Annotated in this window: 14 protein-coding genes; 6 read left to right on the forward strand and 8 right to left on the reverse strand. The window is 41.9% G+C overall.

Going from position 1 to position 14,094, the window contains the following annotated elements; genetic code table 11:
• Positions 1–81 precede the first annotated feature (81 nt).
• Complete coding sequence (locus tag WJM94_RS03260; protein WP_444492802.1) at positions 82–987, forward strand: LysR family transcriptional regulator; 906 nt, start codon at positions 82–84, stop codon at positions 985–987.
• 77 nt (positions 988–1,064) lie between these two features.
• On the opposite strand, the gene WJM94_RS03265 is transcribed toward WJM94_RS03260, so the two are convergent.
• A complete protein-coding gene (locus WJM94_RS03265; protein WP_444492803.1) occupies positions 1,065–1,982 on the reverse strand; it encodes a LysR family transcriptional regulator in 918 nt (305 codons plus the stop codon).
• A 97-nt stretch (positions 1,983–2,079) separates the two neighbouring features.
• On the opposite strand from WJM94_RS03265, the gene WJM94_RS03270 reads away from it, so the two are divergent.
• Positions 2,080–3,000 carry a hypothetical protein gene (locus WJM94_RS03270; RefSeq protein WP_444492804.1) on the forward strand — a complete coding sequence of 307 codons (921 nt, stop codon included), beginning with the start codon at positions 2,080–2,082 and terminating at the stop codon, positions 2,998–3,000.
• A 71-nt stretch (positions 3,001–3,071) separates the two neighbouring features.
• Here the strand turns inward: WJM94_RS03270 and WJM94_RS03275 are convergent, their stop codons facing one another.
• The 4 genes from WJM94_RS03275 to WJM94_RS03290 all read right to left on the reverse strand — a co-directional run bounded on the left by WJM94_RS03275 (position 3,072) and on the right by WJM94_RS03290 (position 7,529).
• On the reverse strand, positions 3,072–3,578 hold the full coding sequence (locus WJM94_RS03275) for a DUF1281 family ferredoxin-like fold protein (protein WP_444492805.1): 507 nt from the start codon (positions 3,576–3,578) through the stop codon (positions 3,072–3,074).
• 25 nt (positions 3,579–3,603) lie between these two features.
• Positions 3,604–4,239, reverse strand: coding sequence for a hypothetical protein (locus tag WJM94_RS03280; protein ID WP_193278749.1), 636 nt, complete (start codon positions 4,237–4,239; stop codon positions 3,604–3,606).
• Positions 4,240–5,556: 1,317 nt separating this feature from the next.
• Entirely contained in the window at positions 5,557–6,249 is a 693-nt protein-coding gene (locus WJM94_RS03285) for an SDR family oxidoreductase (RefSeq protein WP_444492806.1), read from the reverse strand.
• Positions 6,250–6,332: 83 nt separating this feature from the next.
• Positions 6,333–7,529, reverse strand: a complete 1,197-nt coding sequence (locus WJM94_RS03290; RefSeq protein WP_444492807.1) for an MFS transporter — start codon at positions 7,527–7,529, stop codon at positions 6,333–6,335.
• Positions 7,530–7,718: 189 nt separating this feature from the next.
• On the opposite strand from WJM94_RS03290, the gene WJM94_RS03295 reads away from it, so the two are divergent.
• Positions 7,719–8,600, forward strand: a complete 882-nt coding sequence (locus WJM94_RS03295; RefSeq protein WP_444492808.1) for a LysR substrate-binding domain-containing protein — start codon at positions 7,719–7,721, stop codon at positions 8,598–8,600.
• A 45-nt stretch (positions 8,601–8,645) separates the two neighbouring features.
• Here the strand turns inward: WJM94_RS03295 and WJM94_RS03300 are convergent, their stop codons facing one another.
• The 3 genes from WJM94_RS03300 to WJM94_RS03310 form a co-directional block, all read right to left on the reverse strand.
• Positions 8,646–9,398 carry an SDR family NAD(P)-dependent oxidoreductase gene (locus WJM94_RS03300; protein WP_148495935.1) on the reverse strand — a complete coding sequence of 251 codons (753 nt, stop codon included), beginning with the start codon at positions 9,396–9,398 and terminating at the stop codon, positions 8,646–8,648.
• A gap of 10 nt (positions 9,399–9,408) precedes the next feature.
• Positions 9,409–9,801 carry a GlcG/HbpS family heme-binding protein gene (locus tag WJM94_RS03305; protein WP_444492809.1) on the reverse strand — a complete coding sequence of 131 codons (393 nt, stop codon included), beginning with the start codon at positions 9,799–9,801 and terminating at the stop codon, positions 9,409–9,411.
• A 106-nt stretch (positions 9,802–9,907) separates the two neighbouring features.
• Positions 9,908–10,585: an IclR family transcriptional regulator gene (locus tag WJM94_RS03310; protein WP_444492810.1), complete on the reverse strand. Its 678-nt coding sequence runs from the start codon at positions 10,583–10,585 to the stop codon at positions 9,908–9,910.
• A 240-nt stretch (positions 10,586–10,825) separates the two neighbouring features.
• Here WJM94_RS03310 and WJM94_RS03315 point away from each other — a divergent pair, with 240 nt between their 5' ends.
• The 3 genes from WJM94_RS03315 to WJM94_RS03325 all read left to right on the forward strand — a co-directional run bounded on the left by WJM94_RS03315 (position 10,826) and on the right by WJM94_RS03325 (position 14,030).
• Positions 10,826–11,923, forward strand: a complete 1,098-nt coding sequence (locus WJM94_RS03315; protein ID WP_444492811.1) for an alkene reductase — start codon at positions 10,826–10,828, stop codon at positions 11,921–11,923.
• Between the two features lie 9 nt (positions 11,924–11,932).
• Positions 11,933–13,021: an alkene reductase gene (locus WJM94_RS03320; RefSeq protein WP_444492812.1), complete on the forward strand. Its 1,089-nt coding sequence runs from the start codon at positions 11,933–11,935 to the stop codon at positions 13,019–13,021.
• Between the two features lie 67 nt (positions 13,022–13,088).
• Positions 13,089–14,030, forward strand: coding sequence for a zinc-binding dehydrogenase (locus WJM94_RS03325; RefSeq protein WP_444492813.1), 942 nt, complete (start codon positions 13,089–13,091; stop codon positions 14,028–14,030).
• Positions 14,031–14,094 lie beyond the last annotated feature (64 nt).

Raw genomic sequence — 14,094 nt, forward strand, 5'->3', positions numbered from 1 at the left:
AAACTATAATCCATCCCATAATTAAAGATTAGCTAGTTAATTTGAATTTCACTATCCCTTATATGGGATAATGGTGTGAATATGAAAGATTTCGATGGATTACCACTATTTGCCAAGGTTATTGAGTTAGGGAGTTTTTCTGAGGCCGCCCGACAACTAAACCTGCCGACAACGACTGTAAGCCGAAAAATACAACAGCTGGAGGCTGAACTCGGAGGAAAATTATTAAACCGAACTACACGGTCACTTTCTTTGACGGAGCTAGGTGAGAGGGTATTGCCCAAAGCCCTGCTTATACAAGATACATTGAATGAACTACAATCAGAAGCTGAAGCCTTTTCGACTCAACCGGTTGGTCAGTTGCACCTCTCAGCTCCTCGGGCATTTTGCCAAGACATTTTGGCCCCTTTACTCGCTAAGTTCAGACAAAAATACCCAGGAATAAGAATTGAGTTAGATGCGGCGAATCGTATCCAAGACTTAACAAAAAGTCGTACAGATTTTGCCTTTCGAATCGGAGAATTAGCGGACTCGTCCCTCTTAGCGATACCATTAACAAAAGTAAGCTACGAACTTGTAGCCAGCCGTGAATGGACCGCTCAACATGGGGAATTACAACATCCACAGGAGTTGAATACGGTTGCGACAATCAGGAATCATGTCGATGGATACATATTACCTTGGTACTTTAACAAAGGTGGTGAAAGTTACCTCCATCAAATGGAACCCGACCTATTATCTGATGACCTATATGTCTCCCTTGCTTATGCCAGATATGGAACAGGGGTTGCTTATCTGCCTGTTTCCTTAACTAAAGCCCTTTTACAGACTAACGAACTTGTCCGATTATTGCAGGATTGGCAAAAGCAAAAGCCAACAGCTTATCTTGTTTATGCAAACCGAATACACCTACCTCAAAAATCCAAACTCTTCATTGAGTTCATTAAGGAACATAAGCCCTACTTTCAACAACACTTGGAATGGTAGTTATGTTCGGCAAATGCCGATACGGCTAAATCAATAAACTACCTTACTTTCGGGGATAGATACCTACTGTGGTATGTTCAGCCGTTTACCGTATTACAATGAATAAAAAGTGAGCCTGACAAAAAGTCAATGAAAGCTCTTACACTTTGCGGGAGATATTCGCGTGAAGAGAAATATAAGTAGACGGGTATAGAAGGCCCCCAGTACTCCTGAAGCACTGGAACCACATCTTCTTTCTCCAGTTCAGTTTGAATCATCCATTCCCCTACGCCAACAATGCCCCAATCTGCACAGAGCATACTTTTAGCCGCTATAAAGCTGTCCACTGTAACAATACCCTGTGGGGTGAATAAATATTCTTGATCACCATCGTAGAGTTTAACGCTTCGGATTTTACCACTTTCGATTGATCGAATAGGAAGACATTGGTGATGCTTCAGGTCAGCAAATGTCTGGGGCAATCCATGTTTCTCTGCATACTTTCTAGATGCGTATAGGCCTATTTGGCTGGAAAAAAGTCGTTTCGCTATTAACCGAGAATCCTGATTGATGTATGTGCCAATACCGATATCAAAGCCGTTTGCGACTAGATCGACGCTTGCATCGTTAAAGTGAAGATCAAACTCAACACTGGGGTTGATTTCAGAGAAAGCCATTATACGTGGCAAAAAAACATCCACACCAAGAGATGTTCCAGGCAAGTTAACTTTTATCACACCTGATAGCTGACTGTTTATCTCTTGACTCGTCGCAATAGCACAGAAAATCCCCTCAACTGCCGGTTCAAGCTCCATTGCTAGGGTATGTCCTACCGAAGTAAGGCTCAATGAATGTGAAGAACGATGGAATAACTTTAGCTTCCACTGACTCTCTAGTTTGTTGATTGCTTTACTTACCGCAGGAGTTGATATTCCCAGGTTTCTGGCAGCAGCTGAAAAACTTTTCTCTTTGGCAACTTCAATAAAAATAGGTAACTGACTAGGTATAGATTTCATAAACTAACGGTTAAAGTTAATGTACTTCTTAGTTTATAGATGGTTTATGACGAATAGTCTAGTATTCCTAACAACACAACAAGACTGAGAGATCGTTATGATTAAACACACGTTAGCCGCGTTAATACTTTCCGTTACCATATCTTCTTCTTTTACTGCATTCTCTGCTGAGCATGTTGGCGGAAACATCGAATCGGTGATTTCCTTACCGTCTGGCCACTTCTTCGAGAATGTTACTTTTCAAAATGATGATGAGTTAGTCGCTACAGATTACACAGGTATGTCGTTGTACAAGTATCATGAAAATGGTCAAGCAAAACTCTGGAGCAAAGTTGATGGTCATCCAGTCTCTATTCGATTTGATGAGCAAGGCGAAGGTCTACTGGCAGTACATGAAACATCTATTTTGAAAGGCGCTGAATTTCTTGAAAGTATGGCTTTGTACAAAGTCACTAAAGACGGTGAACTAAATCGCCTAATAGGTTTTGATTCACCCAGCTTCCTGAATGGAATGACTTATCTAGGCAATAAGGTCTATCTAATCGCTGATGCGTTTAACGGAACAATTTATCGGTTCGACATGAACACCAAACAACTATCCACTTGGTTGAGTGATCCACTCTTACAACCAGAAAAAGATCGTCCTGGACTCCCTGGAGTAAATGGTATTCAGCTATACAAGAACGCAATTTATTTTACTAACTCTGCCAAACAACTGTTAGGCCGTATCAATTTAAAGGGTCAGACCGCGGGGTCTTTAGAAATAATAGAGTCAGGTATTCAAGCAGATGACTTTGTTATTGATGAAGAGGGAACCTGGTTCATTACTACCCATCACCACGAAGTGATTAAACTGACAGCAGCTCACGATAAATCCATCGTGTTGAATCATGGCGTTGAAGGCAACACAGCCATACAAATGAGCAAAAGGGAGAAAGGCACATTTTATATCACAAATGATGGTGGGTTAATTTTTGGTGGTCAAGGAAAGGCTGGATTGCACAAGGTAAAACTTTGATCTAACTAAAGATGCAAGCAACGTCTAGATTTTAAGGGGGTTGCTTGCATTCTAACTATTAAGTTGAGTAATTAACAAACACTCATTGCGATATCTAACCAGTAGTAGTAGTGCTCATCTGATTCAAATGCATTTGGGGAGGTATGACGGTCAATTTCTTGTCCATTCTGGAAGACGAGGAAACCACAATCACAACCAAAATCACATTGATCAGCAAACCTTACCTTAAAGCGGATCTGATGAAACTTCTCTGATAATGCAATGAATATTGGGTATGGAATATTATTAAAGGAAATAAAGCTAATTCTACCGTAAACATATTCATATTTTTCCTCAAGCTTGAACTCACTGTGCCAAGCGTTCCATTTTGAGTACCAATGTTTATAATTCCAATCACTGTCTTGCTCAACATGACAAGAACTATTCTTTTCTTTCAAAACCTTCAGATACTCAGGGCTAGGAATTAACCTATTAAAATCGAATTGATTATTTTCATTACTAATGCACTCAATAATGGAACTTGCATGAACAAGATCTTCAGTTTTAAATTCGATAATATTTATTATGCGATTTGACATTATTTTTACTCTTATTATGAATCATTTATATGGTTTTAACTTGAAATCTTTTGTCTTCATAAATATTGAGTAAATCCACTGGGATCTTTAGCCTTAAAGTCGCGCCTTCACTCAAGACGGTTGTCCATCGGTTTTTTGAGCCACCCGAAGTACAATAGCCCGATAGCAATGCAATTCCAGTTTCAATTCGAGCACCTGAATCACGACTAAATGCTTTACAAATAGGATACCCAAGAAACTCTATCGCCTTGCCATGCTCTTGTATTTCCTCGATAGCCTCAATCTCAATCGTAATGAAATCGCTATTGAAGGTTTGATCGAGTTCTTCAACTTCTTTTTCTACAATATTTGAAAATATCCAAGCGCCCTGAGATTTATTCCAAGTACCGCCGAGTTTACGGCACTCTTCAATCAACAGTGTGTTATATGCTGATTTTAAAGAACAAATGCCTAATTTAGTTTGTTCTTCTACGTTTGCTGCTAACTTATAAATCAGATCAGTCCCATACTTTGAGCGAACTGAGATATCTATAACAGCAAGAAAATGCTCACCTAACTCTAAGTCTTTTGAGCACTCGTCGATCAAAATCTTACAAGATTTATTATTGTCCGTCGTCGCAGCAAAGTACTTTCTGTTCTTTTTAATTACATTGAAATTCATAGTGTTACCTTTAATTGAAAGCTTGTTTATAGATTAATTTTTCTATTCTGAAGTAATGACTAACTAGCAGATTTTTAAAATAATTGAAAAATCGAGTTGGTATTTCTTGAAGGAAAAATTGAATGCTTTAGCTTTTCAAACTGTTTGCTCATGCGAATAATCACAGAGTCAGATACACCATGTGTGTTTACGTATTGGCCCTTCATTTCAACCAATTCAAATAAGATCTCGATCTCATCCGAGAGTGATTTATAGAATGAAGTTTCCCTGTTTTTTAAAACCGTGTTTGACACCACGACGTCAAATTCTGCTCGAAGTAGTTGCATAGTTTCGAGTTCACACCAAGAATGGGCATGTTTTATACATCTGGGATCGTATTGATAGATATCGTTTCTATCGGTCAGGAATGTGTCAGTCAAGACAGCATTGATAGTCTTCGCGTATGTAGATTTGCCTGAGCTAGGCGATACGCGTGGGCGTGTAAATTTTTGTTTAACCATGTTAATTTTTCCATTTATTGTCGAATAATGCCCTCCCCTCACCGCTAAGGTGATGAATTGTTTGATATTGTTTAATTTATTTAACTCAATCTTTATGTAAATTGAGATAGAGAGTGTTCATTCTTATTAAAACGAACATAATCCATAATGTCAACTAAATATTTAAATAAAATCAATACGTTATTTACTTTTGAGCTTATTTATATCTAATAAAAAGCATAAAGTCGGTACTAGAAACGGTATTACCCCCAATCAGGGGTAAATCGCCGTTTACCCCTGATTGGGGGTAAAACAATTGTGTTTGAACTAAACAGTACCTATTGACGAATGCACTGCTGGAGCAGTGCTGATACCAGCGGCTACCGCCGCATTGAACGAACGAGTGATTTTGTGGTTAAATTCAGCTCGAGATCTAAGCAACGTATAACTTAGACATCGGTCTGGATTTTGCGTCAGAGTATTTAGGAAAGAGAATGTCCGACACTTGAGAAGTAAACTAGCCAACAACTTTCGCATGTACTACCCAATTTTAGCTTTATAATAACTGATAACGAAATAATAGCCTTAAGCGGTGAGTCCACCGTCAAGCGTAATACAGAAAGATCAAAAAAAGAACAACTTGGTATCGGAACCGTTTATGTAAACGATACAAAATCACAAGTATTCATCGTCGTCCCACTCCCAGTCAATTTGGGAAATATCACTGGAGATTTTTTGTAAATACCATCCGAGCAAAGCAATAACGAAAAGATTTAAAATCATAAAGGTGAATAGCATTTTGTAGCCTCAGAGCTTGTAAATGACTTAAAAACTACGTTTACCACGGCAATTGAGTTCCATCGTAGACAAAAAATGAACCTGAATGCTTAAGTTTTAAATTGTTGATAACATTAAGCATGCCTTTAACACTCTCTTCTACTGTTACCTTACCATCCTTTCCGCCCATATCGGTTTGTACCCAACCTGGATGAATTGCCATAGTCTTCACACCCACTTCGGATAGTTCACAAGCCAGAGATTTAATTATTTGGTTGAGGGCGGCTTTTGATGCGCGATAGCTGTATCGACCACCAGAGCGGTTGTCATCGATGCTAGCGAGTATTGAAGTCATCCCAATGATGGTTTTATCTTCGCCAGCAAGAATGTTATTAAGCAAAGCCTGCGTGATTAACATGGGCGCAATGGTGTTGACGTTTAATACATTTATCCACTCCTTTTGCCCCATGTTGCCTAGGCTTTCACATTCATCTCCGCTCACTCCTGCGTTATGAATGAGTACATCAATGGCGATGCCCGCAAATTTCTCTGTCGAAGTGAGAATATGGGATTCATTACTTACGTCCAGCGTATGAATATCAATCGTTGGATAAGTCTGTACCAAGAGACACAAAGCCTGAGCTGTGTTGATGTCACGGCAGCATGCAATCACACGCCATCCACGCTGAGCGTATTGTTTAACAAGCTCTAGGCCTAAGCCTCGATTGGCGCCAGTGATAAAAACCGTTTTCATTGTGAGCTACCTAAGTTGATTATAAGTAAGAATTAGTTGGTCAATGCCGAGCCTTGACCAGCTTGTAACCATTGTCGTGATACTCACTTCACAAGTACGTTTGCTTCCGACAAATGAACTTCTGTACGTTTATCAAGACGTCCACTCATTCGAGTAAGAGCGAGCGCAACGATCACTATCACGGCTCCAATCCAAGGTGTATGCATTAAGCCCATTTCTGACACAATCATACCTCCTCCCCAAGAGCCAAGCGCAATACCCACGTTAAACGCCGCAATGTTTAGACCAGAAGCGACGTCTACCGCATCAGGAGTGTATTTTTCAGCCAGTTTAACCACATAGACTTGTAAACCAGGAACATTACCGAATGCAAAGGCCCCCCAAACTAAAATGGTCGCTACCGCTGCTATAGGGTTTACAGCAGTAAAGTTAAATACAACTAATACGGTGGCCAGTCCCGCAAAAATAATCGTCAGTGCTTTTATTGGCCCCATCTTATCGGCCATTTTGCCGCCCCAAATATTACCAATCGCTACTGATACGCCGTATACCAACATAATTAGGCTGATTGCATTGGCGCTGAATCCTGTTTCCTGTTGCAAAATCGGCGCAAGGAAAGTGAAAGCGGTAAAGGTACCACCGTAACCGAGTGCTGTGATGGCATAAACCAGTAGTAGTCTTGGTTGCGTTAACACTTTTAGTTGTGATGACAGTTTAGCGGCAGCAGGCTGTTTTAGGTTGCTTGGCACCAAGAAAGCACTACCAATCAAGGCAATAATTCCTAATAGCGCTACAATCAAAAACGTCGATTGCCAACCAAAGGTTTGGCCGATGTAAGTACCAAGCGGCACGCCCGTTACTAATGCCACGGTTAATCCCGTGAACATAATCGCAATCGCGCTGGCTGCTTTTTCTTTAGGTACTAGGCCAGTCGCAATTGTGGAGCCGATTGAGAAGAACACACCATGGGCTAAACCAGTCAAAATGCGAGCAACGATAAGGGTGTTGTAACCAGGAGCTTGCCATGCCAATAAGTTGCCAACCACAAACAGTGACATAACAGTAATGAGTACGTGTTTACGGTTCCACTTTCCTGTTAGCGCGGTTAAAACAGGTGCGCCAATCGCAACACCGAGTGCATAAAGGCTCACCAGTAGTCCTGCGGATGGTAGTGAGACGTTTAGGTCAGAAGCCATGGTCGGGATCAATCCCACGATCACAAACTCCGTCGTTCCAATAGCAAAGGCGCTGAGCGTCAATGCGAGAAGTGCTAATGGCATATCATTTACTCTCTTTTGTTAGGTTCTAGTACACAGCAGCGAATGTGCTTATCAACGTGTCGCACTGCCGTGATTTGATGGAGAGATTTTGCGTGGAAATGTAGTTGCAAAAAATAGGCAATTTAACAAATAATATTTGTTATAAATGCAATAATTAAAAAGAAACTCTTAAGTAAATGGTAGGCAAGCATGCGTACGAAATCGGACGATTTAGAAATTCTACTTACTGTCGTTGATACTGGTGGATTTACTGCGGCAGCTGAGAGTCTAGATATACAGGTGGCACGAGTATCACGCGCGGTAAGTAAGGTGGAAAGCCAGCTTGGCGTAACGGTATTAAACCGAACCACAAGACGGATTGAATTAACGGATGAGGGGCGGCAATTTGTTGAGTCGGTGCGAATAGGGCTAATGCAATTACAGCAAGCGGAAGACGAGATCATATCCCGTGGGGAATTACCCAAAGGACGACTGCGTGTTGATGCCGCCAGTCCGTTTGTGTTTCACCAGTTAGTTCCACTCGTTCAGCCATTTAATCAAGCCTATCCTGATATTGAGTTGGAGTTGACCTCTAATGAAGGTTTTGTTGATTTACTAGAAAAGAAAACCGATATCGCTATTCGTATCGGTGCATTAAATGATTCAACTTTACATGCAAGGCCTCTTGGCCGAAGTTTACTTTACATTGTTGCTTCACCTGATTATTTATCAAAGCGCGGCTTTCCGAGCAAGAGTAGTGATTTGGAACATCACGATACCATCGGATTTTCAACACCAAAAACACTCAACGAATGGCCTCTGAAAGGATTTTCAGGGCTGACACCTACGCTGACCTCAAGTAACGGTGAAACGGTGAGACAGCTAGCATTGATGGGAAATGGAATCGCCTGCCTATCAGGGTTTATGGTGAAAAAAGATATTGCGGAAGGAAGATTAATTGCGTTGTTAGAAGGTGAAAAAATTGGTAACTCAGGTAGGGAGCAAATTAATGCTGTCTACTATAAGTCTTCTTCTGTTGCCAAGCGGATTTCTGCTTTTATCGATTTTATTCAGCCGAAACTGGATCTGTAAATCGTTCCAAGCGAGGCCGTTGCCGACCTCGCTTTTATATCGATTTTATTGTATCGGTTGACCAGTATGCAGCTCTAAGCCACCAGAAATAGGTAGGTTGATACCATTGCATGAGCTTGATGCATCAGAGGCCAAGAAGTACATTGCTTCAGCGACTTCCTCTGGCGTGCAGATCCTGCCTAGAGGGTTGGCCTGATTAAATGTGTCAATCACTTCTTTGGCGTTGGCAAGAAACATTGGAGTAGCGCAAGCGGCAGGACATACATTGTTTACTCTAATGTTATATTTTCCATAATCGAGTGCCATTGCTCGGACTAAGTTAACAACTGCTCCTTTTGCTGCATTGTAGGCTGCCATCTGATGATCCCCATTCAGCCCTGATACTGAAGCAGTATTTACAATAGTCCCTCCACCTTGTGCAATCATGTATGGCACAAAGTACTTACTCATCAAAAATATCGATTTCACATCAACATCAAACAATAAGTCCCAATCTGTCTCTGTTGTTTGATGTAGTTCACCACCACGCCAAACTCCAGCATTGTTGATCACGCTGTCAACTCGTCTAAAGTTGTCAATTGCAAACTCGGCGACCTGCGAGACCTGTGATGCTTGAGTGATATCACAACGTTGAAAATAAACCTCAGTAAAACCTTGGCTTTGAAGTTTCAAACATTGCTGTTGCCCGTGCTCCTCGTTGGTATCTATCATCAGAACGCGCCAATGTTTTTCTAGAAACAACTTACTAGCCGCTAACCCCATGCCAGAAGCTGCGCCAGTAATCACTACCGTTTTCATCTGGATCTCCTTATTGACGAGCTGCAAGTTGTGCAATGGCTTCATCGGCTTCAACGGTCGCTCCTGCAACCCCTATAGCGCCAATAACATTACCTTGTTCGTTACGGAGGATCACACCACCACCAAAGGAGATAAGTCCTCCATTCGTGGCTTCAAGTGTATAAATCGCACCTCCAGGTTGTGCGATCGCACCAAGTTCAGCACTATTGGTTTGGAAAAGCGCTGCTGTTCTGGCCTTTTTTATCGCCACATCAATCGCGCCGAGCAATGTATTATCCATGCGTTCAAAATGGACTAATAATCCAGCTTGTTCAACAACACTGACACAGATGTTAAATTCTTGTTGTTTCGCTTGTTGTATAGCTATCGCAGTGATCTGTTTTGCTAAGTTGAGAGAAATCACAGGCGTCTCCTAATTATGATCGTGAATGACGCGATCAGTTTAATTAGATAAATCCTGGTGGGCATTCGAACCGTGTGAAAAGTAAGTAAGATTAGATAATGTCGAATCACCTCAGGAATACTTGAGCAAAATGACGCAATTTTGCCTCAGTGAGTTCATCAGCAGCAGCGACAAGATCACCATTCATATAAAGAGGAATAGCCAAACAGTGCAGCCCAGGCTCTGCTTGCTCTAGATCCAATGAAAATCCTTGTTGGGAAATCTGCTCAATTTCCATCTCCAACCATGGTGTTAACGCACCTTGCATTCTTAGTATTCTTTTTAGTTGAGGGTTAAAAGAAACAAATATTTTACCAATGGCAGAGTCAATTAAACTTTCTCGGCGTCCTCTTGGGCTGCGTATCGTCAAGGGATTATCTTTTTCTATTGCGTCGATATAAAGGTACTCATCAGCCCCACTTTGGATTGCGAGATAAGCTGTGTTATTGGAAAGAAGTGCCATTTTCTTTAGAAGTGGGTAAAAATGGCGACGAACAAGTTCGTCCCGTTGTTCGAGTGGCTTAGATAGCTCTCTCAGTCTTAAACCGAGTTGGTATGTTTGTTTGGTACGTTCTACATACCCTAGTTTGACTAACGTTGCGAGCAGCCCATATACGGTTGTTTTCGCTAATTTTACTGATTGGGTAATGTCTTGCAGAGACAGTGGCGATTCTGCGAAAGAGAGTGTTTCTAAAATCATGAAACCGCGCTCCAACGACTGAATGGTTTTGCCCTTAGTATCCATATTTCTCCTTAACAACAGTGATAAGTGAAGGTGCCTATAACTCGTTTTAGACAAACATATTCGCCAATGTCCCATAACACAAGGCAATGGAAGCATGCTTTATAGTGAAGCTATATTCAGTTATCTCTTTTTCATTGATCCAGATTATTGCAATTTTAACAAATATCATTTGTCTTTGTTGCTATCAATGTAATGCGTTGAGTTTGTTAGTATCCCTCTCAAGAAATAAGAGGGCTTATTATGTCTAAATCACTTTTTCAACCTATTCAATTGGGGTCCTTGACACTCAAAAACCGCATCGTCATGCCACCGATGACACGCTCCAGAGCGACTCAACCTGGGGATGTCGCTAATGACATGATGGCGATGTATTACGCTCAGAGAGCCAGTGCAGGTTTAATTGTCTCCGAAGGCACACAAATTTCACCGAATGCAAAAGGTTATGCGTGGACGCCAGGTATATACACACCAGAGCAGATTGAAGGCTGGCGTAAAGTAACTCAAGCAGTACATGCAGAAAATGGCGCCATTTTCGCGCAGCTCTGGCATGTGGGCAGAGTCACTCACCCAGATAACATTGGTGGTGAGCAACCGATTTCTTCATCAGCGTTAAAAGCGGAAAACGTAAAAGTATTCGTTGATAATGGCAGTGATGAACCTGGCTTTGTTGATGTCGTCCAGCCTAGAGCAATGACAAAAGCAGATATTCAACAAGTCATCGTGGATTATCGTCAAGCGGCATTGAATGCCGTTGAGGCAGGTTTTGATGGTATTGAACTGCATGCGGCGAATGGCTATTTGATCAACCAATTCATAGACTCCGAAGCTAACAACCGTACCGATGAATACGGTGGTAGCCTGGAAAATCGTCTTCGTTTTCTTGATGAAGTTGTTGCAGCATTAGTTGAAGCGATTGGCGCTAACCGTGTAGGCGTGCGTCTTGCTCCTTTGACTACCTTAAACGGCACCGTAGATGCGAACCCTATCGAGACCTATACCGCTGCTGCTGCGTTGTTGAATAAGCACGGTATTGTTTATCTGCATATCGCGGAAGTTGATTGGGATGATGCCCCTGATACGCCAGTCTCTTTCAAACGCGCCTTACGTGAGGCTTATCAAGGCATTTTGATTTACGCAGGTCGTTATAATGCGGAAAAAGCGGAGCAAGCCATTGATGACGGACTGGCTGATATGATCGGCTTTGGTCGGCCTTTTGTAGCGAATCCTGACCTTCCTGAAAGACTACTTCACGTCTACCCGTTCGCAGAGCACGATCCAAACACCTTGTTTGGGGGCGGTGAAAAAGGGCTGATTGATTATCCAACATATAAAGATTAAGGGGGAAGTATGTTTAATGTATTTAAAGGTCACGCACTCGAGACTAACAACCGTATCGCTATGGCACCGATGACTCGTTCACGCACATCTCAACCTGGTGATGTACCAAACGAGATGATGGCAACCTACTACCGTCAGCGTGCCAGTGCTGGTCTAATTGTGACAGAAGGTGCGCCTGTATCAGCCGTAGGTCGTGGGTATTCTATGACTCCAGGCATTTATACTGAAGAACACATTGAAGGCTGGAGAAAAGTGACCCAAGCTGTCCATGAGGAAGGGGGTAAGATATTTATCCAACTCTGGCATGTTGGGCGCCGTAACCATTCTTCTATTTCTGGTGAGCAGCCTTTAGCACCCTCAGCCATAAAAGTGCCCGATCAAGTTTTTGGCCCGCTACCAGAAGGTGGGTTCGGAATGATTGAAACAGAAATGCCACGCGAAATGACGATTCAAGACATCGAGAGTACGATTGCTGATTTTGTTCAAGCCGCTAAAAATTCGATTGAAGCTGGCTTTGACGGAGTTGAAATCCACGCTGCGCACGGCTATCTGTTCGATACATTTATGCGTTTAGAGAGTAATCAGCGTCAAGATCAGTATGGTGGCAGTCAAGAAAACCGTCTGCGTTTTTTGGTAGAAACCTTACAAGCGGTCGTAAATGAAATCGGAGGAGACAAAGTAGCCGTGCGTGTTTCTCCGCATGTGATTGAAGGCTTCGCTGACGAGGATCCTGAAATTATCGATGTTGTGCTAAAAGCACTTGAAAGAATGAAACCGATGAACTTGGCTTATGTTCATTTTTCCGAACGTATTTCTCGTTATGTTGATGTACCAGAAACGTTCCGTCATCAAGTTCGCAAAGTGTATCCAAACCCTATCATGATTGCGGGAAAATTAACCAAGCAATCGGCACAAGAGTTGCTAGATAAACAGTATGCTGATTTCGTTGCATTTGGGACTCCTTTCGTGACGAACCCAGATTTAGTTGAGCGATTTAATCATGACCTTCCACTAGCTGATTTTGATGCTGACGCAAGGCTAACCTTATATGGTGGCGGAGCCGAAGGCTACATCGATTATCCTACTTATCAGGCATAGTAAACCAGGCATCAAGGGCTAACCACTCCTTGGTGCCTTATCTTTTCATTAAGCGAACGAGAATTAGATGGAACAATATCAAATTTGGAAATATCAACCAGAAACACACAGTCTTGTTTTAGATAAGGCAAATCCGCCACAATTAGCTGACGATCAAATTCTAGTTCAAAACAAGGCCATTGGTATTAATCCTGTCGATTGGAAGTTTATCAAAGCCAACCCTTTGAACTGGCCTAATGGTCATGTTCCAGGTGTTGATGGTGCAGGTCTTATAGTACGAGTAGGAGCTAAAGTTGATACAGATCTAATTGGACGCCGAGTGGCGTACCATGGCTCATTAAAACACAGTGGTAGCTTTGCTGAGTATACAGTTTTGAATGCAGAGCGAGTGATGATGCTGCCTGAGAGCCTATCATTTGTACTTGCAGCAGCGCTACCTTGCCCGATGCTTACCGCATGGCAAGCATTTGAAAAAATCCCCTTAACCCTGCAAAAAGAAGTGCTTATCGTTGGTTTTGGAGCGGTTAATAATCTACTATCCCAGTTCCTTGTCAATGCTGGTTATGCCGTTGATGTTGTCTCAGTTAGTCTTAGCGAAGAACGTGCAAAATCACTAGGTATTCGTCGAGTTTATCGAGAAAAATCTCTAATTGACATGAAATACTTCGCCATTTTTGATGCGGTGAGTGGAGAAAATGCTGCTCATTTAGTTCCTCTTTTAAGAGCGAATGGACACATTATCTGCATTCAAGACCGTATACCTAAACCCATTGACCCTCCATTTACTCGCACTATTTCTTACCACGAAATAGCCCTTGGAGCGTTACATGATTTTGGTGATAAAGAAGATTGGTATGCATTGATGCAAAACGGTGAAGCGCTACTTGAACGTATTGCGAATACTAGCGTCAAAATTAGTATTCCAATCACTTTTAAATTCGAGCAAATGCTTGATGCATTGGAACACAGCGAACTCACGAAAAAGAAAACGGTCATTGCTTTAAGCTAAATGGTGATTATTTTTTAGCCAACCAGTTTATGCTAGTTCAAATCCCCAAGGGCGTTTAACAATC

It is taken from the genome of Vibrio sp. YIC-376, assembly GCF_052353105.1.
Classification (GTDB): Bacteria; Pseudomonadota; Gammaproteobacteria; order Enterobacterales; family Vibrionaceae; genus Vibrio.